We start from the raw sequence: 25,347 nt of genomic DNA on the forward strand, positions 1-25,347 counted from the left end.
TTTTTAAATTATTGTATGCAAAAATAAGGATTTAAGAATGAAATCCGAACCCCCATAGTTATTTTACCAGACACAAATTCTGTTATTTAGACTAAAGTAAGAAATCGCTATTAGTAATAGTATTTAATTTTGATTTTATCATACACAAACCATTGTTTCAAATTACCTAAAGGTCCGTAATAAGGGTCTTTATATACCAGAAACATTTGTTCAATAATCAGATGTTATGCTGTTTGATAAAAAAAATTCTGTGGATTTGTGAAGTTTTACTCCTGCTTATCCAATAGAAAAACTTGTTTCAGGTGTAAATCCGGTTGACTCTGTACTTTATGCAAACCAAAACTATAAATCACCTTTATCTCCTTCTAGCCATCTCTTCATCATAACTCTTTCGGACGGAGGCTGATGTGTTCCACCGGCTAAAATATCTAGAAACTTGTCCCAAAGATCTTTTTTCTGACTAAATTCTTTTTTAAAATCCTTAAAAGCTTTCATATAGTCTTTTTCGTATGAATCGGCTTGTTCAAAGTCAAAATTTTCCGGGATATGATCTAGGATAATTTGAGTGATATCATGAATCTCTTTAGGCGTATATTTTTCCATCATTTGAAGTTCTATTTTACAAGCTTTAGCGTGCGAAACAATTAATGGTAAAATAGTGTCTTCAAAATTGCATACATCTTTTTTCCAATGTATATGTTGGCTTTCAGGAAGTATTTCGAATCCAAAATCTTCCAAACTTTTGTTCATTTTTTTCAAATTACTCAAATGCAAGTTGAAGTTCTTCCATAACGCAGATGAATCAGATCTGTCATGGTTTTTCACTTTTTCTTTTACAGAATTGAGTACTTCGTTTATAGCTTTCAAGGAACTATTCATTTTCTTCAGGCCGTCCTTCCATTTTTCCTGTGATTCAACTGAACTATGAGCTTCAATTATTGCTAAAGCATTTTTATGGAACTCTTCCAATTTTTTCTCTATTTCCAGCATTTGTGAATAATGCTTTTCCAAAGCGCTATTAAAATTTCTTATTGACAGTAGGGCTCTGAGTTCTGAGTGATAATCTTCATTTTTCATGGGTTCCTCCGCTTTTAATATTTTGCTAACTGATTTTTGTTTCAACTATCAAAGATACGCAGAAAATAAAAAATAAACTCCTGATTATTAGAATATTATGGTGTATTTGCTCGATTTTTTACGACAAAATTTGTTATAGAAATAGATACTTAGCTGGTCTCTCCTTTTACTGTTTTTTATTTGTAAAACACATCATAAGCAAAGCGGATTAAGGTTCCGATAACAACCACCAAAAAGAATATTCGAATAAAACTGTTTCCTTTGTTGATCGCTAATTTTGCGCCGATCCAACCTCCCAATGCATTACTGGCCGCCATTGGTAAAGCAATTGCCCAAATGATTTTTCCTTTCAAAACAAACAAACAGATAGAACCAAAATTAGTCGCAAGATTCACCATTTTTGCATTGGCGGAAGCATGAAGAAAATCAAATCCCATCAAAGCAATGAACGCAACCACTAAAAAACTGCCTGTGCCGGGACCAATAAATCCATCATACAAACCAACCACAAAACTGATGGTGATGGCATTGACGATTTGTCTTCTGTGGGTCATGTTTTTTTCAATATGTTGTCCAAAATTCTTCTTGGCGTAGGTATAAATAACTAGAAAGGAAAGTACCACAAGCAATAAGGGTTTCATAAAATCATTACTCACATAAGTCAGCAAGGTAGAACCTAAAAAGGCCGATGGAAATGCCAGAGCCATCATGATAGCCAATAGTTTCCAGTTCATATCTACTTTTTTGAGGTATTGATAAGCTGCAAATGAAGTCCCACTAAACGCTGGAACTTTTAACGTACCAATTACAGTAGAAACCGGAAGATTAGGAAGTAAAATCAATCCCATGGGAGTTTGAATTAATCCACCTCCGCCAACAATAGCATCAATAAATCCTGCGGCAAAAGCGGCTAAACAAAGTAAAATTAATATATAAGTTTCCATAGCAATCAACAATTTGAAATATTCCAGTTTGGATGGGCAAAAATACTATTCGAATTGATTTATTGCTATTAAATTGGAATTGATTTGTTATTAAAAAAGTATATTTTTGCCTTTTATAAATCGAAATCAAGGATGGACGGAATAAAAATACTAGAATTAGCCAGTTATACTTTACCGGCAATAATTACAGGACTTGTAGCTTATAATTTTTTTAATCTGCATACTAAAAACGAAGAAGGAAGACGTCGTTATTTACTAAATAAAGAAGCCCAAAAAGAGGCACTGCCATTACGATTGCAAGCCTATGAACGAATGACTTTGTATTTGGAACGTATTAGTTTGACCAAATTATTAATACGCATTATCCCTGTTTCCAATGATAAAAATGATTACGAAAATTTACTCATTACCCAAATTGAGCAAGAGTTTGAGCATAATTTAACACAGCAGATTTATATGTCTGATGAATGTTGGACCATCATCACAACCTCTAAAAACGCAACTATTCAAATGATTCGAAAAGCGAATATGAGTGAGCGTGTGGATAGTGCCGACAAATTACGCGAAGTGCTTTTAAATGATTTATTGGAGAAACATGCTCCGACTAATGCTGCATTGGCATACATCAAAGATGAAGTAGGCCAGTTATGGTAAATATTTAGTTATGTGAATTACGAATTATGAATTAGGATTGCAAAATCTGAAATGCTTCGCCAGCTGGCTAGGCAAAATTGTAATTCGTAATTCGTAACTTAATTAAGTTTTTATTCTTTTAACAATCGATTCAATTGGAATTGCTCTCCACCATTTAGATCCAAAAGAATTCTTTCGAATGAGGTTCTCATTTCAGGACTTTTCAATAATTTTCTAATATTATCTCTTCCAAATTTAGAAAATTGCCACATATGATGTGTGGTTGCCTTTACTAAATTCTTTAAAACAGCATCATTTATTAATTGAAAACCGATGAGTTTTTCTAAGGCATTTTGACGGGTTGTTGCCTCGTAATTAACAGATGAATATTGGATTAATTCATTGATTAAAGATTCTTTATCTATCGGATAATCGGGTGTTGATAAGGCAAGTGATAACCACATCGTTCTCAAATTATAATCATTGAAGCCAATCCAATTCCTTGATTGATCCAGATATTGGGTGCGATTCTGAGGAAAATTATTCCACAAATGATACAAAGCTATTTCCTGGGTCTGATAGGATTTGTCTTTTAATAACGTTTCGTATTGGGGTCTAAAATCTTCTGAAATGGCTGTTATTGTGGCAGAAACTGCTTGTCGAACCTGTATATTGTTGGTTTCCAAGGCTAAAATCAATAGTGGTACCTGATCTTCAGATTTTTCATTTTTTAATTGATTTACAATTGCTTCTTTCACAGAAAAATGTACCTCAGATTGTAGTGTTTTGGCGAAGAAATCTTTCTTTTCAGAAAGTGGTTTGCTTTTTAATTTTTCGATTTCAAACAGTACTTGCAAAGATTTATTTTTATTCAGTAAAATATTGGCTTGCGGCGTATTGAAAACACTGGTTTCGAGCCATGTTTTACTAAAATTGTCTAAGTCATAATCGGTTACTTTCTTTATTTCATTAAAGAAATCCTGAGTATTTACAGTTTGATAAGCATATTTTTTTAAATAATTTTTCACTGCTTTTTTAAAGGCAGCGTCCCCTATTCCTTCATGTAAAACAAACAGCGCCCATGCACCTTTTTGATAAAAAGTCAGCGAACTCGCTTTGGCGTTCAAAACCGGAATAGTATCAGTCCTTGAAGCGAACTTCAGTTGTTGTGCAGATTCATATAATTTAGAATAAAAATAATCTTCTCCATAAATTTCCTTTTCAGCCAACAAAGCATAATAGGTTGCAAAACCTTCCTGAAGCCAATGGTGTTTTCCGCTTTCGGCTGTGATTAAATTCCCAAACCAATGATGCGCCAGTTCATGGGCATTGACATTGGTGTAACTTCTGTCTTCGAATCCGATGGAATCCACAACGTAACGAGTACTAAAAAGTGTTGCAGAAGTATTTTCCATTCCGGCATATAAGAAATCCCGAACCGGAATTTGTTTATAAATTTTCCACGGATACTTCACTTCTATTTCGTTTTCCAAAAAATCAAACATTTGCTTCGAATATCGATACGTCGGTTCAAATTTCTTGATATCCTCCGGTTGGTAGTACATTTCTAAAGGAATTCCAGACTTTGATTTTTGAACATTTTTTGCAAATTTTCCAATGGCAAGCATTAGTAAATAAGAACTCATTGGTTTTTCCATTCGGTATTGCCAGTAAGTCAAGCCGCTATTTTCTATTTTTTGTTTTAAACTACCATTTGAAATTACCTGATAATTCGAATCGTATGCAATTCCTAAATTGAATTTGACTTTTTCATTTACATCATCAAAACTAGGGAACCAATGGCTGGTATATTTTCCCTGTCCCTGTGTCCAAATTTGCTCATCAACGAAATACAGGGTTTGCTTTGGCTTTGCCGAATAATCAAAACGGAGTTCATTTTTGCCTTTGTGAAACGGAAAAACAATTTGTAACTCCTTACCAGTAGTAACATAAGCAATAGTTTTATCATTCAATGATAAATTTGAAAATGTCATATTTTGTGCGTCTATTTTTAGAGTGTCAATAGGTTTTAAAACAGAAAACCAATAGGTTACAGATCCAGAAACAGTCTTTTCTTTCGGATTAATCGTTATTTGACCATTAACAGATTTGAAATCAACAAATTGAGTTTGCTGGGCGAATGTGAAAGCAGAAATAAAAAAAAACAGGTATTTCATTTATTCTAAAGTTTTAAACTGAAAAATTCAAAGTTACAAAGGTTTGCCATACTAATAAGACTAATTTTGTAAGTTTACTTCCGAAAATATACAAGAAAATCGCATTGAAAAAGAAAGCCCTATTTAACTGGAGCAGCGGAAAAGATTCTGCTTTGGCATTATATAAAATTCTAAAAAATCCTGAATTTGAAATCAGCTGTTTGCTTACGAGTGTAAACCAACAATACCAACGAATTTCTATGCATGGTGTCCGTATAGAATTATTAGTACAGCAAGCAGAAAGCATCGGATTACCGCTTGAAATCATGCAAATTCCCGAAATGCCAACCATGGAAGTTTATGAAAATGTAATGCGAAATACATTAGACAAATTAAAAGGTCAAGGTGTTACGCATTCTGTTTTTGGGGATATATTTCTCGAAGATTTACGTAAATACCGAGAAGATAAATTAGCAGAAATTGGATTTGAAGGTATCTTCCCGCTTTGGAAAACCCCGACACAAGATTTGATTCAGGAATTTATTGGTTTAGGATTTAAAACCATTGTTGTTTGTGTTAACGAACGTTTCTTGGACAAAAGTTTTGTTGGAAGAATAATAGATCAGGATTTTATAAATGATTTACCGGAGAATGTTGATGTTTGTGGGGAAAATGGCGAATTCCACACGTTTACTTTTGATGGACCGATCTTTTCTAAACCTATTGATTTCGAAATTGGTGAAGTTGTTTATCGAAAATATGAAAAACCAAAAGAACAAGATTCCTCTGATAATGCTTGTGATACGAGTGCCACCGATGCATTTGATTTTGGATTCTGGTATTGTGATTTGGTCCAGAAATAACCTTTAATAAAAAACTCCGTATTCCAGAAGAGTACGGAGTTTTAATTTTATTGTTTGGTTAAAGTGACAAAACTGACTAATCTAAATTTGGTAAATTAAAATTATCCAGTACACTTTTTTCATTCATAAGAGCTTCGATTTCATCTGATTTTCTTGGCGCTTCTGCAGATAAATTGATTGGACCGTTTGCTGTAACCAAAATATCATCTTCAATTCGCACTGCAATTCCCCACCATTTTTTATCACAATCGCTTCCTTTAGGGATATAAATTCCTGGTTCTACTGTAAGTACCATATTCTCTTCAAAAGTATTGTATAATCCGGGATCATGAACATCTAATCCTATGTGATGAGAAGTTCCGTGAGGAAAATATTTTCTGGACTCCTCCTTGTTTTTAATAATTCCTAATTTAACCAAACCTTCACTGATTACATTTCGCGCCGCAACATCTGGAGAACCGAAGCTATTTCCTTTTTTTACAGTTGCTATCCCCGCCTCTTGCGCCTCATAAACTAAATCATAGATTAATTTCTGCTCTGTTGTAAATTTTCCGTTAGCGGGAATGGTTCGTGTTACATCAGCGGTATAGCCATGATATTCAGCCCCTAAATCCATTAATACCAAATCATTTTCAACTTTCATTTTGCTGTTTTCGATATAATGTAAAACACAACCATTATTACCGGCTCCCACTATTGAAGGATAGCCTTCAAACTCGCTGCCGTATTTTTTGTAGACAAACTCATGTATTCCTTGTATTTCGGTTTCGGACATTCCAGGATGCATAGCCTTCATTATCTCTCTTTGTCCCATAGCAGAAATTCGAACTGCCTTTGTCAATAAAACCATTTCCTCTTTGGATTTAATCTCGCGCAAACTAGCCATATATGTTAAAATCGATTTGGTATCGATATTCGCTTTTTTTGCCGTTATATTTTTTTTGAGACCAATTTCATTTTGCAGATTTGAATCTGTTTGTTTTTCTGTTTTTGCAGCATAGCCAATTTGGGTTTTGAACGCAGAAATTAATTTGTACAAATCAGCTTTGTCTCTTTTTGAGTTTCTGATATCGTCTTCAAATTCCTTAAATAGAACAGAATCAAAACTTAAATAGTTAATGTCAGAATTGAGAAACTCCTTTCCATTGAAAGCATTGGTAAAACCTAAACTGTTTTTCGCGCCTTCTGTTCCCAATCGGATTCCAGTCCATTGCTCCGCTCTTGGATTTTTTTCCTGAACGTAAAGTAATTCGTTATATGTTTTTCCTTCTTTATTGGTTTGATTATCAGAAAAAATAACCAAAACACAATCAGGTTCTTTGTAGCCGCTTAGGTAATAGAAATCAGGATCTTGATGATAAATATAATCAACATCATTTGCTCGGTTTCGTATTGGATTACCAAAAAATACTGCCACACTATTCTTAGGCATTTTGGCACGCAAGGCTTCTCTTCGCTCTTTGTGAAATTGAGCTGACAAATAATCGGTTGGATTTCCGTCTTGTGCTATCGCGGTACAAACAAAGAAAATACTGAGAATAAAAGAAAGTTTAAAATTCATATTTTACGGGTTAAGGATTTAGATGCGAAATACTTTTGTTAAAAACTAATTATTGGTAAATATAAATATTTTTATGGCTGTATTAATGCTAACAAAAAAAGGAACCCAAAAGTCAGTAAACTTTTAAGCTCCCTTTTCAAGAAGTATCACATAATTCACAAATTAACCCAAAACCAAATCAGATGAAAAATGCTGCAAGCGATACTTAATTAGTTAATTTTTTATATTCTAATCCGGGACCATCACAATTTCTCCAAGTGCTTGATAAAGTGTTTTGTGATGTAAAATAAAGCTCTTCTTTTAGGTTTCCGTAACAGCTTCCGATCATCTCACTGTCTGTGGCGTATGTTAATTCTAAATAGAGGTCGTCTGAATGATTTACTGCGGTGTAGGTTCCTGAAATAGTTGTTTCAGTATTGTTTTGAACTCTTGATTTTGTAAAAGTTCCATCATTGTTGAACAGGTAGTGTTCCTGCCAATCCATTGCGGCTCCCATAGTTTCGGAATTGAGCATAGATCCAGACATTTTAACTAATGTCCATTTTCCATGATAATCAATTGAGGCAGTAGTTGTAGCCTCTGCAGTATCATTTGTACAGGAATAAAAAATAGAAAGAAAAGCAACAATAATCGTAAGATGTCTCATTTTTTAACTTTTATAGTTAAATAATAGATGGAGACATTTGTGAATGGTTGCGTTAGTGTATAATTTTTTTTTAAAAATTTTAAAAAAAGCATTAATTGGTTTTATTCGGAAGCTAATTTTATAAATAGAGTTTTAGCGTTCCTCATATATTTTCAGCAACTGCGTCACGGTATTCCAGTTTCTGATGGTAGCGATTACATTTAGTTTTTTCTCAATGTATTTTTGATCAAATCTTGTTTTCCCTGCTCCAACAGCATATTTGATGTAAATTCTGTTGGCATCGATAGTCGCTTCATCGGGTTTTACCTGACTCATTTTTAAGTCGTTGATGTTGTCGCCTCGCAAAGCTATAGAAACAAAAGCCACATATAATTTTTTAATATCCATATCTTTTTCTTTCAAAAAAGAATTGTTCCTGAAGCAGGCTACTAAATCGTCTTTACCAATTACAACAACAGGTATTTCATGACCGAAAACTTTGAAAATTTCCTGTTTGATAAGGAATCCTACTTTGGCAGGACTTTCTTCTTCTGTTTCCACAAAAACATTTCCGGATTGGATATAGGTTTGCACATTTTGAAAGCCAATATTTTCTAAAGTTGTTTTCAAAGCGTCCATTTTTATCATGTTGTGACCGGAAACATTGATGCCGCGAAGCAAAGCTAGATGGGTTGTCATTTTAAAGTGTTTTATTTTTTCAAAGATATTACGTTTAAAGTGGATTTCACAACTTTACTTTTAACAGAACCATTTTCTCAAATGTCGCTTGTGACATGGGTGTAACCGTTACATCTTATTAAAGATTTTGATATTGTGACTTGATGGAAAAATAATGAATGAATAAACGTGCTTCGAAGAGTAAAATCAATAAATTTTTTAAATTTTATAATCTATTTCAATCACTTTTTCATTAACCATAAGAAAATTTGCTTTTTCTTCTTTAGGAAATAAAAAAACAAGTTTTCTTTTTTTAGTATCACCTTTTTGAATACTGGAATCTACTTTGCCCCACAGATTTATCAAACCTGTTAACATTGCCCATTCTACTTTATGTTTTGTTCTGTCTTTAGGATTAAGGAGATAAAAATTATCAAAGTCTAATTTTTGCTTTTGATCAACGCTATTCTTTAAGGTCACGTAAATAAAAACAAATTTACTTCCTCTGCTTGCATTCCAAGAACCATTTCCAGTAGCAATACTTTTTCCTTCTTCAACTTTGTCAATAACAAAATTTATGTTTTCGCTATAATCATAGTTTTGAGGAATGACTTCGTATGTTGTTATACAAGAATTCAATGAAAATGCTAAAAAAGCAATGATTATAATTTTTTTCATATTCAATTTAATTTTCTTTATTTTAAGATTAGGAGTTTTAAAGTTATGTTTAAAAAAGATGTACGCTTTTTTTTTACTTGCGAATAACAAATTTTTACTTTTCAAATATATAAATTTTCTTACACCATTTCCAAGCGTCCCATTTCCAAATTTCCAAACAATAAACTATCTTCGCTTTTTCTTTTTTGAAAAATTGAAAGATTAAAGAATTTAATGATTGTTTAGCTTTATTAATCTCTAACAATCCAATAATCTACAATCCATAAGTCCAAAAATCTAAAATGTCCAATAACCTACTACAAACTCCCATCGAATATCTCAAAGGCGTTGGTCCCAATCGAGGCGAATTACTGCGCAAGGAATTGGGAATCCATAAGTATGGGGATTTGGTTAATTTTTTTCCGAATCGGTATATAGACCGAACACGTTATTACAAGATTAACGAGTTGCAAAATAATGCTGCCGAGGTTCAGATTATTGGAAAAATCATCAATATAAAAACGGTTGAATTTGCCAAAGGGAGAAAACGTTTGGTGGCCACTTTTGTAGATGATACGGGACAAATGGAACTGGTTTGGTTTCAAGGACACAAATGGATTCGGGAAAGTTTAAAACTGAATGAAGTCAGCGTGATTTTTGGAAAATGCACCTCATTTAATGGGTTGTTCAACATGGCACATCCAGAAATCGAACTGTTAAAAGAGCATGAACAAAGCTTGCGTTCGGCCATGCAACCGGTGTATCCTTCAACAGAAACCTTGACAAACCGAGGGATTAGTAATAGGGTAATTAATAAAATGATGCAACAATTGTTTCTGGAAACACAAGCCTTGTTTACCGAAACATTACCCGATTACTTGATTAGCGAACTCAAACTGATTCCCAAAAGAGCAGCTTTATTCAATATTCATTTTCCGAAAAGCAGCGATGCTTTGGCGAAAGCCCAATTCCGATTAAAATTTGAAGAGTTATTCTTTATTCAGTTGCAATTAATTACTAAAAATCTGATTCGAAAGCATAAAATAAAAGGACATCCATTTACCAAAGTGGGAGAATATTTCAATGAATTTTATCAAAATCACCTTCCTTTTGAACTAACAAATGCACAAAAAAGAGTCATAAAGGAAATCAGAACAGACATAGGTAGTAACGCCCAAATGAATCGATTGCTACAAGGAGACGTTGGTTCCGGAAAAACTATTGTAGCTTTTATGAGTATGCTTTTGGCTATTGATAATGGGTTTCAAGCCTGTCTAATGGCACCTACTGAAATTCTTGCGAATCAACATTTTATTGGATTGTCGGAATTGGCTAAAACCCTCGATATAAAAATTCAAATACTGACAGGTTCGACTAAAACTGCAGCTCGAAAAATAATTCATGAAGAGCTGGAAAATGGTAGTTTGCACATTCTTATCGGGACCCATGCCTTATTGGAAGACAAAGTGAAATTTAAAAATTTAGGATTAGCCGTCATAGATGAGCAACACCGTTTTGGAGTGGAACAACGTTCGAAACTATGGAAGAAAAATACGATTCCACCACACATTTTGGTCATGACCGCTACCCCTATTCCAAGGACTTTGGCAATGAGTCTGTATGGTGATTTAGATATTTCGGTGATTGATGAATTGCCTCCGGGACGAAAACCGATTCAAACGGTTCATCGTTTTGACAGCAATCGCTTGAAAGTTTGGAAATTCCTCCGGGATGAAATTGCTTTGGGCAGACAGATTTATATTGTGTACCCGTTGATTCAGGAATCTGAAAAAATGGATTTCAAGGATTTAATGGATGGGTACGAAAGTATTTCCCGAGATTTTCCGCTTCCTCAATATTCCATTTCTATTCTGCACGGCAAGATGAAACCCGCCGAAAAAGATTCGGAGATGAAGCGATTTTCGGAAGGAAAAACCAATATTATGGTAGCTACAACCGTAATTGAAGTTGGGGTGAACGTTCCTAATGCCAGTGTAATGATTATTGAAAGTGCCGAACGTTTTGGATTGTCGCAATTGCATCAGCTACGAGGCCGTGTAGGTCGTGGAGCCGAACAAAGTTATTGCATCCTGATGACAAGCCACAAATTGAGTGCTGACAGTAAAACCCGTATGGAGACTATGGTGGGTACCAATGATGGTTTTGAAATTGCAGAAGTTGATTTGAAACTTCGCGGTCCCGGTGATTTGATGGGAACTCAACAAAGCGGCGTTTTAAATTTGCAAATTGCTGATATAGTTCGAGATCGTGACATTTTGATGTTAGCCCGAAATTATGCCCTAAAAATACTTCGCGATGATGCACCATTACAAAGAACAGAGCATGCTACTTTACGAGCTGTCTTTATAGAGTTGACTAAAAAGAAGAATATCTGGAATTACATTAGTTAATCTCTTTAAGTGCTTTAAAATCATTTGTTTAAGTAATTTATTTGTAAATTTACAGATGCTAACTTTAAACATTTATTCTTATGTTTGGAAAACCAACTTTTACAAAATGCGCGGAAGAAGACCGGTATTTTATTCAATTAAAAGAAACGGTTAAACAACGCTTGAATTTAGAAGATAAGAATTATCAAAACCAGATTAAGGCCTTTTTACTGCCTTTTCTGTATTTCCTTTCTTGGTTGGCGGCAATGGAATTTAGATCGGTACCATTTCTGTTTTATCTGTTTTATGGTTTCATGGGTATTTTGATAATTTTAATCTTTGTGAATCTTATTCATGAGGCTTGCCATCAGACTTTATTTGAAAAGAAATGGAAGAATAAAGCAATGATGTATCTTTTCGATTGTGTTGGCGCCAATAGTTTTATCTGGGTTAACAGGCACATCAGAATGCATCACAACTATCCGAACACTATCGGTTGGGACACTGATATAGAACAAGGTGGTCCTATAAAACTCTTTCCTTCTGATAAACATTCTTTTATTCAAAAATACCAGCATTATTGGGTGTTTTTTCTCTATCCATTATTCATGTTAAATTGGCTGTTGATTAGGGATTTTAAAGATTTTTATGATTCTGGAAGATATATCAAAAAGGTTATTAGAATTCCGCTAAATGAACATTTTAAATTATGGTTTTTTAAATTACTATACATTTCTTATCTCGTTGTCATTCCTATTTTGGTCTTTAAAGTTGGTATAGGCCAAGTCTTAGTAGGGGTTTTAATAAAAATGATTTGTGGTGGTTTATTAGGGATGATCATTTTGCTGCCACCGCATGCTAATGTTGGTAACGAATTCCCGGTACCAGATGTCAATGGCAAACTTCCAACAACTTGGATAAGACACCAGTTTATTTCGGGTAATGATGTGAATGGGTATAATTTCATATCAAAACATGCAATGAATAATTTCAATTTTCATGTAGCGCATCATTTGTTTCCAAATATCAGTTCGCTGTATGCAGACCAACTTACCGGAATTATAAAAGATTTTGCGAACGAATATAACTATCCGTATAAAAGTCATTCCTTGTTCAAAGCTTTGCGACTTCATTATGATTTGATTAAAAAAAATGCGATTGACCCACGAAGTTTTTTTGAGGAAACTATGTAATTGAAAATCAAGATAATTTTTAATGCGCCTCCTCCTATCTTTATCGAAAGGCAATTTTAATTTTTTTTATTCTAATTAGGTTAAACCTTTTAAACTTTTTTGCGTCTAATTTCCCGTCTGTTAAAATGTTAATTTTTTTTCTTTAAATTTTGATATTTTGTTTTTTATAAGTTGTACTATTACTATTTGTATATACAAATGTTAAATAAAAATTAACATACTATTTTTTTGAATTCATTAACATAACTTTGTTGGTTGTGTTAAAATGACACATTAATAATACTTTAGCCCTAAAATATGAAGATAAAAAACTTAGTTTACGCCCTTTTAGCCATTGGAATAGTTGGATTTATTGTTTACCGTATTAACGAAAATAAAAGTGAATCGGGAGATTCTAAAGGTCCAAACGGAAAAAACAAATCCATAAATGTCAGTGGAATCGTTGTGAAAACGCAAACTTTCGATAACAATCTATCTTTGTCAGGTTCAATTGAAGCCAATGAGCAGGTAGAAATCAGATCAGAAGTTTCTGGTATCGTTGAAGGGATTTATTTTAATGAAGGGAGCAATGTAACTAAGGGACAAGTTCTTTTTAAAGTAAATGATATTGAGTTAAGAGCGCAATTGATTCAAGCGCAAACAAAAGAAGGTTTGGCATCTGAAAATGAAAGACGCGCCAAACTTTTACTGCAAAAAGAAGCCATAAGTCAAGAAGAATATGATGTGGCAAGAGCAGATTATAAATCGGCACAAGCTCAAAGTCAATTAATAAAAGCGCAAATTGCAAAAACTTCGGTTAGAGCACCATTTTCAGGAAAAATTGGATTGCGTTCTATATCTCCCGGAACTTACATCACCCCTACTGTTTTAGTGGCAAAATTAGTTAATATCGCTAAGCTGAAAATCACATTTTCAATTCCTGAAAAATATGCTAATCAAGTCAGAATAAATTCAGTTTTAACTTTTAAAGTATCCGGATCTTCTCAAAATTATTCTGCTAAAGTATATGCAATAGAACCTGAAGTTGAAATTTCGACACGTACATTGAAGGTTCGTGCCATAGCTGAAAACAAAGATGGAAAACTATTGCCAGGAACTTTTGCCAATGTAGAATTGCCATTGGATATTATTAAAGATGCCATCGTGGTTCCAACTGAAGCGATCATTCCGGTACAAAACGGGAAAAAAGTTTTCATTAGCAGCAATGGAATGGCCAAAGAAGTGATGATTGAAACAGCTACCCGCACAGACGCTTCTGTCTTGGTTCTTTCTGGTTTAAAAGCAGGAGATACTGTTTTAACCAGTGGAGTTATGTCCTTAAAAAATGAAACTCCGGTGAAGGTAAAGTTATGAGTTATAAATGATGGGTTGTATTTTTTTCGAACTTAAAAAAATATAATCCATAGGCAACAATTCATAATTCATAACTACTAATTTATAATTCAAAAAAATGAGTTTATCTACCACAAGTATAAGAAGACCCGTATTCACCATAGTTATCAATTTGGCCATTGTTTTATTTGGTGTAATTGGTTATAGTTTTCTTGGAGTCAGGGAATTTCCATCTATTGATCCGGCACAAGTTTCCATTCGTACGAACTATACTGGAGCGAATTCGGATATTATTGAATCTCAAATTACAGAACCTTTAGAAAAAGCCATTAACTCGATTGATGGAATTCGAAATGTAACTTCATCGAGTATCCAGGGAAGTAGTAACATTACTGTCGAATTTAATTTAGATAAAAATCTGGAAGAAGCAGCCAATGATGTGCGTGACAAAGTATCTCAAGCGATACGTAATTTACCGCAGGATATTGATGCCCCGCCGGTTGTTTCTAAGGCTGATGCCAATGGAGATGCTATTATTTCTATGACAGTTCAAAGTGATTCCAGAAGTGCATTAGAACTGAGTGATTATGCCGAAAATGTGATCGGACAACGATTAGAAACTATTCCGGGCGTGAGTGGAATTCAGATTTGGGGACAAAAACGATATGCTATGCGTTTGTGGATTGATCCGGTCAAATTAGCATCTTATGGTTGTACGGTTTCGGAGGTTCGCGATGCTTTAAACAAACAAAACGTAGAATTACCTTCCGGAAAAATAACGGGAGCCAACACAGAATTAACGGTAAAAACAGTTGGTAATCTTTCTAGTGCAGAGGAATTTAACAATATAATTATTCGCTCCGAAGGAGAAAAAATCGTTCGTTTTAGTGATATCGGATATGCTACATTAGATGCCGAAAACATTGAAACTAAAATGACACAGTCAGGAACTCCTTTAGTTGGTGTTGCGATTGTTCCACTTCCGGGAGCCAATTATTTAGATATTTCAAAGGAATTTTATAAAGAATTCGATAAACTGAAAAAGGATTTACCGAAAGACATTCATTTAAATATAGCCATTGATACTACTGTTTTTGTAAAGAAATCGGTGATTGAAGTAGCTGAAACTTTAGGGATTTCTATTGTTTTGGTAATATTGATTATCTATTTATTCTTTAGGGACTGGGCCATTGCATTCCGACCGTTAATTGATATTCCGGTTTCGTTGATTGCGACTTTCTTTATCATGTGGCTTTTTGGATTCTCTATTAATGTACTGACTTTACTTGCTATTGTTTTGGCAACAGGATTAGTTGTTGATGACGGAATTGTGGTTACTGAGAATATTTTCAAAAAAGTTGAAGAAGGTATGACTCCTATTGAGGCCGCCATCAAAGGGTCTAACGAAATATTTTTTGCTGTAATATCCATTTCTATTACTTTGGCTGCTGTATTTCTTCCTGTGATTTTCCTCGAAGGATTTGTTGGACGATTGTTTAGGGAATTTGGCGTCGTCATTGGTGCAGCGGTATTAATTTCTGCTTTTGTATCCTTGACTTTGACACCAATGTTGAATGCGTATTTGATGAAAGGTGGAGAACAGAAAAAATCGAACTTCTATATTAGAACAGAACCATATTTTCTAAAACTAAATTCGGGTTATGCAGATGCACTAACTCGTTTCATGAAAAAGAAATGGTTGAGTTTCCCAATCCTGATTGCCTGTTTTGGCTTGATTTATTTATTTTTTAATCTCCTGCAAAAAGAAACAGCTCCTTACGATGATCGTAGTGGAATGGTACTGAGAATGACAACTGCAGAAGGTTCTTCTTATGAGTACACTGATCGTTTTATGCAGGAAATTTCAAAACTTGTAGACGATTCTATTCCTGAAAAACAGGTGAGTTTGGTTATTACTGCTCCTGGTTTTGGAGCCTCCACTGTGAATAGTGGTTTCATAAGAATTTCTTTGGTAGAACCTGATAAAAGAACCATTTCCCAAAAAGAGATTGCTGAGAAATTAACCAAATGGACCAGTCAATATCCGGAAGCGAAAACATCTGTGATTGAACAGCCTACGATTGCGGTAAACAGACGTGGTGGTCTGCCTATTCAGTACATTATTCAGGCACCTAATTTTGAGAAATTGCGTGAAAAAATTCCGCAGTTCATGGATGAGGCGTCGAAAAATGAAACTTTTTCTATGACTGATGTCAATTTGAAATTCAATAAACCGGAAATCAACGTGACTATTAATCGTGAGAAAGCGGAAAGTTTGGGAATTTCGGTTATTGATATTGCGCAAACTTTACAACTTTCTTTGAGTGGTCAGCGTTTTGGTTATTTCATGAGAAACGGAAAACAGTACCAAGTCATAGGACAATTTGATCAAAAAGACCGTTCGAAACCATTGGATTTAACATCCATGTTTGTTAAAAACAATAAAGGAGAATTAATTCAGATGGATAATGTGGTAACCATTGAAGAACAAAGTAATCCTCCACAATTGTATCATAATAACAGGTATATGTCTGCTACGGTTTCTGCAGCACTTGCTCCAGGCAAAAGTATCAGCGACGGAATTGAAGCTATGGATGAAATAAAAACCAAAGTTTTAGACGATACATTTACAACTGATTTAGGTGGAGAATCCCGCGACTTTGTGGAAAGTAGTTCTAATACTTCTTTTGCCTTTGGATTGGCTTTGTTATTAATATTCTTAATTCTGGCAGCACAATTTGAAAGTTTTATTGATCCTTTAATTATTATTTTAACAGTACCAATGGCCGTTGCAGGAGCTTTATTCTCTTTATGGTTATTTGACCAGACATGGAATATCTTCAGCCAGATTGGAACGGTTATGTTGATTGGTTTGGTAACCAAGAACGGAATCCTGATTGTTGAATTTGCAAATCAGCTACGCGAACAAGGAAAACCAAAACTAGAAGCTATTTTAGAGGCTTCTGAAGCGCGTCTTAGACCTATCCTAATGACGAGTTTAGCCATCTCATTGGGAGCCTTGCCTATTGCCATGTCTCTTGGTGCGGCTTCTACCAGTAGAATCGGAATGGGAGTTGTTATTGTAGGCGGTACTATTTTTTCTTTGGTTTTAACCTTATTTGTGATTCCGGCAATGTATTTAATGTGGTCGAAAGCACGAAAACATTATCCTGAATTTGACCATATTGATGAATATGAGAAAGAAGGTAAATAGGTAGATTTTATTTGCAAATTTAAAGGGAACACAGATGACACGGATTAAACAGATTTACACGGATTTTTTAAATTAAATACGGTAATGTAAATTCGATAAAAATCAATTCGTGTCAAAATAAATATAATTATGATGAACATTAAAATACTATTTCGAAGTTTGATTTTGATATTCTTTTGCATCACTGAGAGTAATGCGCAAGAAATCTTGACTATTGAAGATGCAGTGAAAGCAGCATTAGAAAATAATTACGAAATTAAAATTGCCTCCAATAATTTAGACATTGATAAAACAAATGTGGCCACTGGAAATGCAGGAATGCTACCTGTTGTTACTGCTTCGGTAGTAGATAACAAGCGAGTTCAAAATACATCACAAACCTTGGCAAGCGGAACAGTTAATGAACTTGATAATGCGAAGAACAATAGTTTGACTTATGGTGTTGGTTTAGATTGGACCATTTTTGACGGTTTTAAAATGTTTGCCAAATACGATCAATTAAAAGAATTGCAAAAATTAGGCGAAGAACAATTAAAATTTACTGTTTTGACCAAAGTTTGGGAGGTCAATAACGCATATTATGATTTGGTTCAGCAACAACAGCAATTGGCAGCGATAGATAGTACGATTATAATTTCAACACAACGATTGGCTTTGGCACAGAATCGTTTTACTATTGGGAAAGCATCCAAATTGGAAGTATTGAATGCACAAGTGGATTTGAATACTGACAAAGTAACACTTTTGAGAAGAAAAGAAGCGTATGCAAATACCAAAATTCTTTTGAACCAAATTCTTGCCCGAGATACTAAAATCGATTTTAGAGTCGTGGATGTGATTACTGTTGATTCTAAATTAGTACTTGCTGAATTAACTGCTTTGGCTGAAAAACAAAATCCACAATTGCAATCTCAGATTATAGCCAAAAAAGTTTCGGAATTACAATTGAAACAAATAAAAGGAGAGCGTTATCCAACAGTGAGACTCAATACAGGATATAATTTTGCAGAAACAGAATCAAGCCTTGGTTTTACCACACAGTCATCTGCAAAAGGATTTAACTATGGTTTTACGGCTTCTTTGAATGTATTTGATGGATTTTCGCAAAATAGAAACGAAAAGATTGCAAAAATTGAAATTGAGAATTCTAAAATAGCCATTGAACAACAAAGTTTAGCATTGAATTCTCAATTGGCCACAGCGTTTCAAACCTATCTGACTAATTTGGAATTGATTGATTTAGAAGAAAAAAATGAAGCAATTGCCAAACAAAATTTAGATATCACTTTAGATAAATTCCGAATTGGGACGATCACTACCTTGGAATTCCGTACAGCACAACTGAATTATGTAACGGCAACAGTACGTTATACTAATGCTCAATATGAAGCTAAATTATCGGAACTTGCGTTAAAAGAATTGGCAGGAAGTATTACTTTTGAATAAATTTTAAAATATCGTATGACTTCTTATAACCCAAAAGACTGGATTAGCTTTATCTTTTTTCTAAGTAAGGGCGATACCTTTCGTAAATTGATTCCAATGATGTTTATTATCGGAATTTATTCTGGAGCTGTTGCTTATTTAGAACTTGAATATTGGAATTTACCAGAAGACAGTCATGTTAAGAATATCTCTGTCATGCATAGCATGTTAGGATTTGTGATTTCGTTATTATTAGCTTATCGCACGAATACCGCTTACGACCGTTGGTGGGAAGGACGAAAAATGTGGGGAGGTTTAGTGAACGGGAGTCGCAATTTAGCTATCAAATTATCAGCTATTTTAACGGATGAAAAAGACAAAGCTTTTTTCCGAAAAATGCTTCCGGGTTATGCATCTATTTTGCATAAGCATTTAAAAGACAGTGATACGGGAAAACAATTGTTTGATGATGTGGATTTAGAGATTGATCATCATAAACACAGACCCAATCAGGTGGCCCAAATGTTATTTCAGAAAGTAAATGATTTATATGTATCAAAAAAAATCACGGGGGACCAACTCATTATTATAAATAATGAGTTGCAATCTTTCACCGATATTTGCGGTGCCTGTGAACGAATCAAAAACACTCCAATACCCTACTCCTACAGCGCATTTATAAAGAAATTTATTTTTATTTATGTACTTACTTTGCCTTTTGGTTATGTTTTTAGTTTGGGGTATTATGTGATTCCGGTTGTTGTTTTTATTTTTTATGTATTGGCCAGTTTAGAGTTAATCGCTGAGGAAATTGAAGATCCTTTTGGCTCCGATGCGAATGATTTACCAACAAAAAAAATAGCGGAGAATATCAAAAAACATGTCGAGGAATTGATTTGATATTTTTTATAACGATTTGTTATTCCGATAGTTATTTTTATTAAATTTAAAATTCTCTTTTTTAGAAAATTAACTCATGAACTCGAAACGTGCTTTTATAAATCCCCCTCAGTTGACGAATGAAAAATCGTTAAAAACGCTCGTGGAAAATAGAACCGTTTATTCGTTAAATCATTGCGAACTCAATTTATTTGAAACCTACGAATCTTCACAGTTGGTTCCGTTGAAATTCAATGATCTGGTGGTGACAAGCATGCTAAGAGGGAAAAAAGTAATGCACCTTTTTGATGATCCTGGATTTGATTATTTACCGGGAGAAACAGTTGTTATTCCTTCGAATGTGGAAATGAAAATAGATTTTCCGGAAGCTTCAAAAAATAATCCTACTCAATGTTTGGCATTGGCGATAGACCAGACCAAAATTAAGGAAACCTTACATTTTTTAAATGAGCGATATCCAAAAGAAGGTAATTCCCAATTTTGGCATTTAAACTATCAAAATTATTTCTTTTATAATAATGTCGAGTTGGCGACAACTATCAATAAATTGATAAAAGAGTGTATGAGCACTTCGATTACCAAAGATGCTTTGGCTGATTTGACTTTGCAGGAATTGTTAATTCGTATTATTCAGACGCAGACCGCAAAAGCGATTGATGACGGCTTGTTTACAGATCCTAATAATCCTATTACACAAGTGGTTGAGTTTATCCGGATGAACTTGAAGGAAAATATTAGTTTAAAACGGTTGAGTGAGAAATCATGTATGAGCACTACTTCGTTCTACAGACTTTTCAAAAGAGAATTAGGTATGAGCCCGATAGAGTTTGTGTTGCATGAGAAAATAAGATGTGCCAAACGTTTGCTCCAAAATCCGACAATCCAAATTAATGAAGTATGCTATTTATCTGGATTTGAGGATAGTAATTACTTTATCCGTTTGTTTAAAAAATACGAAGGGATTACTCCAAAGCAGTACCAATTATTACATGTAAATTAGATTATTCGATAATTTTAACGGGTTCGAGCGATTGCTCTTCTTCTGGGGTAAAAATTCGGTATTCAATTCGGAATGTTTTTTTTAAGGGTGTTTCCAAAGAAAATCCTCCTACTCCAAAAGCATCAATTACATCTAAGGTGAAATGGGCGTGTTTCCAATACTCGAATAAATCTTTGTCGACCCAAAATTCAGTATTTTCTACTGAGCCTATACAGACATCTCCCATTCTCTGGTAAAATCCCCCTTTTTCAAAACATTGCGGTTGCGTTCCTTCACAACACCCTCCTGCCTGATAAAACATCAAATCACCATGTTTTTCCTGCAAGATTCGGATTAATTCGATTGCTTTTTCTGTTGCATTAATTCGTTGTATCATCTTTTATATTTTATAGTAAAACCTGGCAAATTATTGCAATCTGCCAGATTTAAGATTAACCAATAATCTGAACATTATTAAAAGAAACCTAATTTTTTCTTATCGTAAGAAATCAACATGTTTTTGGTCTGACGATAATGTCCCAGCATCATTTTATGATTTTCACGACCAATACCTGATTGTTTGTATCCTCCAAAAGGAGCGCCAGCAGGATAAGCATGGTATTGATTAATCCATACACGACCAGCTTGTATAGCTCTTGGAACCTGATAAATTTCGTGAGCATCACGTGTCCATACTCCTGCTCCTAAGCCATACATGGTGTCATTGGCGATTTCTATTGCTTCTTCGGTAGTTTTGAAAGTAGTAACCGCTAATACCGGCCCAAAGATTTCTTCTTGGAAAATACGCATTTTGTTATGTCCCTTAAATATGGTCGGTTTAATATAGTAACCACCGTCAAAACTTCCTCCCATTTTGTTTTCTTCACCGCCAATAAGTAGATCAGCCCCTTCCTCTTTTCCTAATTTAATATAAGAAAGAATTTTTTCTTTTTGAACTAATGAAGCCTGTGCTCCCATCATTGTTGTTTTGTCTAATGGATTCCCCAATTTGATCGCTGCCGTTCTTTCGATTACTTTAGCGATGAACTGCTCATAAATATCTTCGTGAACCAATAGTCTGGATGGGCAGGTACAGATTTCGCCTTGATTTAAGGCAAACATAACAGCGCCTTCTACAGCTTTGTCAAAAAAATCATCGTCAGCGTCTGCCACTGATTTTAGGAAGATATTAGGTGATTTTCCACCCAATTCCAATGTAACCGGAATAATGTTTTCTGTAGCATATTGCATTACCAAACGCCCGGTTGTGGTTGAACCGGTAAAGGCTGCCTTGGAGACTTTTTTATTGGTTACCAAAGCTCTTCCCAATTCGGCACCAAAACCGTTGACTATGTTTACAACTCCTGGAGGAAGAATGTCACCAATCAGTTCCATCAATACCATAATAGAAATGGGTGTGCTTTCTGCTGGTTTTAAAACAACCGTATTTCCTGCAGCCAATGCTGGAGCTAGTTTCCAGACCGCCATGAGAATAGGGAAATTCCATGGAATAATTTGTGCAATGACCCCCAAAGGTTCGCTTAAGGCTATGGAAACAGTCTGTGAATCCAGTTCGGCTATAGAACTTTCTTCTGCACGAATTACACTTGCAAAATACCTGAAATGATCTATTGCCAAAGGAATATCAGCCGCTAAAGTTTCACGAATAGCCTTTCCATTATCAATAGTTTCAACCGCTGCTATATATTCCAGATTGTCTTCAATTACTTGCGCTATTTTATTTAGTAATATACTGCGTTCCGTAACAGAGGTTTTTCCCCAGGTTTGAAAAGCCTCATGTGCTGCATCGACAGCTACAGCCAAGTCTTCCTTGGTAGAATGTGCAGCTCGGGTAAATACTTTTCCGTCAATGGGAGAAACTACATCAAAATATTGCCCACCAATTGGTGCAACAAATTTTCCTCCGATATAATTATCATACGTTGCCTTAAATTCAGGTCTTTGTGCTATGTTGCTCATCTTTTTTATTTTTAATTTATTCAAAAGTAGCCTGATAAAAATCACCATAATAGCACTATTGTTGCAACTAATAGCATTAAATTTTCATATGTGTTTTTTTACTGTTATTTTATTATATAATTAACAAATATTTTGAGTTAAAATTGAAAAATTAATATTTTTAATTAATCGTAAATGCTCTAAATCGCTCAGAAAAAACAAAAAAAATTGTTTCTTACTCCAAACTGCAATCCTTATATTTGCAGTCTCATTAAAATTGACAGATGAAAATATCTTACAACTGGTTAAAACAATTCATTAAAATAGACTGGAAATCAGAAGAAACTGCTGCTTTACTAACCGATTTGGGTTTGGAAGTGGAAGTTGTTGAAAAATATCAATCGGTAAAAGGTGGTTTAGAAGGTATTGTAGTAGGACATGTTCTTACCTGTGTGCCTCATCCCGATGCTGACCGGTTAAAGGTTACAACTGTAGATTTGGGAGACGGAACTCCTGTTCAGATTGTTTGTGGGGCCAGTAATGTTGCTGCAGGGCAAAAAGTACCTGTCGCTACAATTGGTACTACATTATATGATAAAGAAGGAGTTGCATTTTCTATTAAAAAAGGAAAAATACGTGGACAGGAAAGCCACGGAATGATTTGTGCCGAAGATGAATTAGGTCTTGGTGAAAGTCATGATGGAATTATGATTCTTGACAATGAAATAGTTGCCGGAACTCCTGCAGCAAAAGTTTTCAAAATTGAGAATGATGAAGTTTTCGAAATTGGATTAACCCCCAATCGTGCCGATGCGATGAGTCATTTAGGGACTGCCCGTGATTTGAGAGCCGGAATGTTGCAAAGTGGAGTTAACGTAGAATTGATTACCCCTTCGGTAAGTAATTTCAGGGTTGATAAAAGAATTTTGAAAATTGATGTCGATGTTAAAGAGTCTAAACTGGCTCCAAGATATTGCGGTGTAACTATTTCTGGAATCACGGTAAAACCATCTCCGGCTTGGTTGCAAAACAGATTGAAAGCGATTGGATTAAATCCAAAAAATAATATTGTGGATGTTACTAATTATGTTTTACACGAATTAGGTCAGCCACTTCATGCATTTGATGCTTCAAAAATAAACGGAAAAGTTATTGTTAAAACACTTCCTACAGGTACAAAATTCACTACTCTTGATGATATCGAAAGAAACTTACACGAGGAAGATTTAATGATTTGTGATGAAAAAGGACCGTTATGTATTGCGGGTGTTTTTGGAGGAAAAAAATCAGGAGTTTCAGAGAATACAAATGCCATTTTCCTTGAAAGTGCTTATTTTAACCCTGTAAGTATTCGTAAAACAGCCAAAAGACATCAATTAAATACAGATGCTTCTTTCCGTTTTGAAAGAGGAATTGATCCTACAATCACGGAATATGCATTAAAACGTGCTGCTCTATTAATTCAGGAAGTAGCGGGAGGAGAAATTACTTCGGATGTTATTGATGTATATCCAAAGAAAATTGAAGATTTTAGTGTGTTGTTGCATTTTAGCAAAGTAGCTAAAATTATTGGTCAGGAAATTCCAAAAGATACCATTAAAAAAATATTGGTTTCATTAGATATTAAAGTAAACAGTGTATCTGATTCCGGATTAGGTTTGATAATTCCAGCCTACCGCGTTGATGTTCAAAGAGAAATTGATGTTATCGAAGAAATCCTTAGGGTTTATGGATATAACAATATCAATTTCTCAAATAAATTGAATGCAACAGTTTCTAATTCTCCAAGAACAGAAGATTATAAGGTACAAAACAGTGTAGCTGCACAGCTGAATTCGCAAGGATTTCACGAAATAATGGCTAATTCATTGACAACTGCCTCTTATGTTCAACTTTCGGAGGTACTTAAAGAAGAGCATAATGTGACCATGCTCAATCCATTGAGTAATGATTTGGCCACAATGCGTCAGTCAATGTTGTTTTCAGGATTGGAAGCAATCTCATATAATATCAATCGAAAAAATGCTGATTTAAAATTATTTGAATTTGGTAAAACGTATCATAAATTCTTGTCAGGATACGAAGAACACAAACATTTGACTTTGTTTTTAACTGGAAACAGAAATCAGGAAAGTTGGACTAGTGCTCAAAAAACATCTGATTTCTTCTTGTTTAAAGGATATGTTGAAGCTATTCTTTCCAGACTGGGTATTCAAAAAACGCAAAATACACCTGTGACTTCAGATGTTTTTTCAGAAGGAATTGCTGTTAGCTGTGGTCATAACTCATTGGTTGAATTTGGAGTGGTAAAAAAATCAATCTTAAAACATTTTGGAATCAAACAAGAAGTGTTTTTCGCTGATTTTAATTGGGCAGTAATCTTGAAAATGATTTCAAACAAAATTAAGTATACCGAAATACCAAAATATCCAGAAGTACGTCGAGATTTAGCGTTGCTTATAGATCAAAGTGTTACTTATGACAGTATTTATAGCATTGCTAGACAAACTGAAAAAGCACTTTTGAAAGACATTAATTTATTTGATGTATACGAAGGAAAAAATCTTCCGGAAGGCAAAAAATCATACGCTTTGAGTTTCACAATTCAGGATAATTCAAAAACTTTGACAGATGCTCAAATTGATAAAATTATGGAGAAACTGCAAAAGAATTTTGAGACAGAACTTGGGGCGAGTTTAAGATAAGCCCTTTTTTATAAAAATTAAAAATCCCAATACTAATTTAAGTATTGGGATTTTTT

General features: G+C 34.3%; 19 protein-coding genes. 10 read left to right on the plus strand and 9 right to left on the minus strand.

What is annotated here, in order from left to right; all coding sequences use genetic code 11:
- Positions 1 to 342 precede the first annotated feature (342 nt).
- Entirely contained in the window at positions 343 to 1,077 is a 735-nt protein-coding gene (locus ABEB23_RS10660; protein WP_348812581.1) for a hypothetical protein, read from the minus strand.
- Between the two features lie 176 nt (positions 1,078 to 1,253).
- Positions 1,254 to 2,021: a sulfite exporter TauE/SafE family protein gene (locus ABEB23_RS10665; RefSeq protein ID WP_348812582.1), complete on the minus strand. Its 768-nt coding sequence runs from the start codon at positions 2,019 to 2,021 to the stop codon at positions 1,254 to 1,256.
- A 132-nt stretch (positions 2,022 to 2,153) separates the two neighbouring features.
- On the opposite strand from ABEB23_RS10665, the gene ABEB23_RS10670 reads away from it, so the two are divergent.
- Positions 2,154 to 2,675 carry a DUF7935 family protein gene (locus ABEB23_RS10670; RefSeq protein ID WP_348812583.1) on the plus strand — a complete coding sequence of 174 codons (522 nt, stop codon included), beginning with the start codon at positions 2,154 to 2,156 and terminating at the stop codon, positions 2,673 to 2,675.
- Between the two features lie 110 nt (positions 2,676 to 2,785).
- Here the strand turns inward: ABEB23_RS10670 and ABEB23_RS10675 are convergent, their stop codons facing one another.
- Complete coding sequence (locus ABEB23_RS10675; RefSeq protein ID WP_348812584.1) at positions 2,786 to 4,831, minus strand: M1 family metallopeptidase; 2,046 nt, start codon at positions 4,829 to 4,831, stop codon at positions 2,786 to 2,788.
- Between the two features lie 104 nt (positions 4,832 to 4,935).
- On the opposite strand from ABEB23_RS10675, the gene ABEB23_RS10680 reads away from it, so the two are divergent.
- Complete coding sequence (locus tag ABEB23_RS10680; protein ID WP_348812585.1) at positions 4,936 to 5,673, plus strand: Dph6-related ATP pyrophosphatase; 738 nt, start codon at positions 4,936 to 4,938, stop codon at positions 5,671 to 5,673.
- A 76-nt stretch (positions 5,674 to 5,749) separates the two neighbouring features.
- On the opposite strand, the gene ABEB23_RS10685 is transcribed toward ABEB23_RS10680, so the two are convergent.
- From ABEB23_RS10685 to ABEB23_RS10700, 4 genes are all read right to left on the minus strand, one after another.
- Complete coding sequence (locus tag ABEB23_RS10685) at positions 5,750 to 7,234, minus strand: aminopeptidase P N-terminal domain-containing protein (protein WP_348812586.1); 1,485 nt, start codon at positions 7,232 to 7,234, stop codon at positions 5,750 to 5,752.
- 205 nt (positions 7,235 to 7,439) lie between these two features.
- Positions 7,440 to 7,880, minus strand: coding sequence for a hypothetical protein (locus ABEB23_RS10690; RefSeq protein ID WP_348812587.1), 441 nt, complete (start codon positions 7,878 to 7,880; stop codon positions 7,440 to 7,442).
- A gap of 132 nt (positions 7,881 to 8,012) precedes the next feature.
- Positions 8,013 to 8,558, minus strand: coding sequence for a DUF1697 domain-containing protein (locus ABEB23_RS10695; RefSeq protein ID WP_348812588.1), 546 nt, complete (start codon positions 8,556 to 8,558; stop codon positions 8,013 to 8,015).
- Positions 8,559 to 8,756: 198 nt separating this feature from the next.
- Positions 8,757 to 9,215, minus strand: a complete 459-nt coding sequence (locus ABEB23_RS10700; protein WP_348812589.1) for a DUF4352 domain-containing protein — start codon at positions 9,213 to 9,215, stop codon at positions 8,757 to 8,759.
- 281 nt (positions 9,216 to 9,496) lie between these two features.
- On the opposite strand from ABEB23_RS10700, the gene recG reads away from it, so the two are divergent.
- The 7 genes from recG to ABEB23_RS10735 all read left to right on the plus strand — a co-directional run bounded on the left by recG (position 9,497) and on the right by ABEB23_RS10735 (position 20,648).
- Positions 9,497 to 11,605, plus strand: coding sequence for an ATP-dependent DNA helicase RecG (gene recG, locus ABEB23_RS10705; protein ID WP_348812590.1), 2,109 nt, complete (start codon positions 9,497 to 9,499; stop codon positions 11,603 to 11,605).
- 80 nt (positions 11,606 to 11,685) lie between these two features.
- Positions 11,686 to 12,777 (plus strand): fatty acid desaturase family protein, encoded by a 1,092-nt coding sequence (locus ABEB23_RS10710; protein ID WP_348812591.1) that lies wholly within the window; start codon positions 11,686 to 11,688, stop codon positions 12,775 to 12,777.
- A 297-nt stretch (positions 12,778 to 13,074) separates the two neighbouring features.
- Positions 13,075 to 14,130 (plus strand): efflux RND transporter periplasmic adaptor subunit, encoded by a 1,056-nt coding sequence (locus tag ABEB23_RS10715; protein WP_348812592.1) that lies wholly within the window; start codon positions 13,075 to 13,077, stop codon positions 14,128 to 14,130.
- Between the two features lie 97 nt (positions 14,131 to 14,227).
- Positions 14,228 to 17,323 (plus strand): efflux RND transporter permease subunit, encoded by a 3,096-nt coding sequence (locus tag ABEB23_RS10720; RefSeq protein WP_348812593.1) that lies wholly within the window; start codon positions 14,228 to 14,230, stop codon positions 17,321 to 17,323.
- A gap of 132 nt (positions 17,324 to 17,455) precedes the next feature.
- Positions 17,456 to 18,769 (plus strand): TolC family protein, encoded by a 1,314-nt coding sequence (locus ABEB23_RS10725; RefSeq protein WP_348812749.1) that lies wholly within the window; start codon positions 17,456 to 17,458, stop codon positions 18,767 to 18,769.
- A gap of 15 nt (positions 18,770 to 18,784) precedes the next feature.
- On the plus strand, positions 18,785 to 19,648 hold the full coding sequence (locus tag ABEB23_RS10730) for a bestrophin family protein (protein ID WP_348812594.1): 864 nt from the start codon (positions 18,785 to 18,787) through the stop codon (positions 19,646 to 19,648).
- A 76-nt stretch (positions 19,649 to 19,724) separates the two neighbouring features.
- Positions 19,725 to 20,648 (plus strand): AraC family transcriptional regulator, encoded by a 924-nt coding sequence (locus ABEB23_RS10735; RefSeq protein ID WP_348812595.1) that lies wholly within the window; start codon positions 19,725 to 19,727, stop codon positions 20,646 to 20,648.
- A gap of 1 nt (position 20,649) precedes the next feature.
- Here ABEB23_RS10735 and ABEB23_RS10740 read toward each other — a convergent pair whose 3' ends face one another.
- Both ABEB23_RS10740 and ABEB23_RS10745 read right to left on the minus strand, forming a co-directional pair.
- A complete protein-coding gene (locus ABEB23_RS10740) occupies positions 20,650 to 21,024 on the minus strand; it encodes a DUF779 domain-containing protein (RefSeq protein ID WP_348812596.1) in 375 nt (124 codons plus the stop codon).
- Positions 21,025 to 21,101: 77 nt separating this feature from the next.
- Positions 21,102 to 22,607, minus strand: coding sequence for an aldehyde dehydrogenase family protein (locus ABEB23_RS10745; RefSeq protein WP_348812597.1), 1,506 nt, complete (start codon positions 22,605 to 22,607; stop codon positions 21,102 to 21,104).
- A 263-nt stretch (positions 22,608 to 22,870) separates the two neighbouring features.
- Between ABEB23_RS10745 and pheT the strand changes: the two genes are divergently transcribed.
- Complete coding sequence (gene pheT, locus ABEB23_RS10750; protein ID WP_348812598.1) at positions 22,871 to 25,291, plus strand: phenylalanine--tRNA ligase subunit beta; 2,421 nt, start codon at positions 22,871 to 22,873, stop codon at positions 25,289 to 25,291.
- Positions 25,292 to 25,347: the final 56 nt, after the last annotated feature.

This window comes from Flavobacterium maritimum (genome assembly GCF_040049085.1).
Taxonomy (GTDB): Bacteria; Bacteroidota; Bacteroidia; order Flavobacteriales; family Flavobacteriaceae; genus Flavobacterium; species Flavobacterium maritimum.

Coding starts and splice junctions, on each gene's coding strand:
- ABEB23_RS10660 (WP_348812581.1), bottom strand. CDS start 1,077: ATGAAAAATGAAGATTATCACTCAGAACTCAGAGCCCTACTGTCAATA.
- ABEB23_RS10725 (WP_348812749.1), top strand. CDS start 17,456: ATGAACATTAAAATACTATTTCGAAGTTTGATTTTGATATTCTTTTGC.
- ABEB23_RS10715 (WP_348812592.1), top strand. CDS start 13,075: ATGAAGATAAAAAACTTAGTTTACGCCCTTTTAGCCATTGGAATAGTT.
- ABEB23_RS10665 (WP_348812582.1), bottom strand. CDS start 2,021: ATGGAAACTTATATATTAATTTTACTTTGTTTAGCCGCTTTTGCCGCA.
- ABEB23_RS10675 (WP_348812584.1), bottom strand. CDS start 4,831: ATGAAATACCTGTTTTTTTTTATTTCTGCTTTCACATTCGCCCAGCAA.
- ABEB23_RS10710 (WP_348812591.1), top strand. CDS start 11,686: ATGTTTGGAAAACCAACTTTTACAAAATGCGCGGAAGAAGACCGGTAT.
- ABEB23_RS10700 (WP_348812589.1), bottom strand. CDS start 9,215: ATGAAAAAAATTATAATCATTGCTTTTTTAGCATTTTCATTGAATTCT.
- ABEB23_RS10720 (WP_348812593.1), top strand. CDS start 14,228: ATGAGTTTATCTACCACAAGTATAAGAAGACCCGTATTCACCATAGTT.
- ABEB23_RS10740 (WP_348812596.1), bottom strand. CDS start 21,024: ATGATACAACGAATTAATGCAACAGAAAAAGCAATCGAATTAATCCGA.
- ABEB23_RS10745 (WP_348812597.1), bottom strand. CDS start 22,607: ATGAGCAACATAGCACAAAGACCTGAATTTAAGGCAACGTATGATAAT.
- ABEB23_RS10670 (WP_348812583.1), top strand. CDS start 2,154: ATGGACGGAATAAAAATACTAGAATTAGCCAGTTATACTTTACCGGCA.
- pheT (WP_348812598.1), top strand. CDS start 22,871: ATGAAAATATCTTACAACTGGTTAAAACAATTCATTAAAATAGACTGG.
- ABEB23_RS10730 (WP_348812594.1), top strand. CDS start 18,785: ATGACTTCTTATAACCCAAAAGACTGGATTAGCTTTATCTTTTTTCTA.
- ABEB23_RS10685 (WP_348812586.1), bottom strand. CDS start 7,234: ATGAATTTTAAACTTTCTTTTATTCTCAGTATTTTCTTTGTTTGTACC.
- ABEB23_RS10735 (WP_348812595.1), top strand. CDS start 19,725: ATGAACTCGAAACGTGCTTTTATAAATCCCCCTCAGTTGACGAATGAA.
- ABEB23_RS10690 (WP_348812587.1), bottom strand. CDS start 7,880: ATGAGACATCTTACGATTATTGTTGCTTTTCTTTCTATTTTTTATTCC.
- recG (WP_348812590.1), top strand. CDS start 9,497: ATGTCCAATAACCTACTACAAACTCCCATCGAATATCTCAAAGGCGTT.
- ABEB23_RS10695 (WP_348812588.1), bottom strand. CDS start 8,558: ATGACAACCCATCTAGCTTTGCTTCGCGGCATCAATGTTTCCGGTCAC.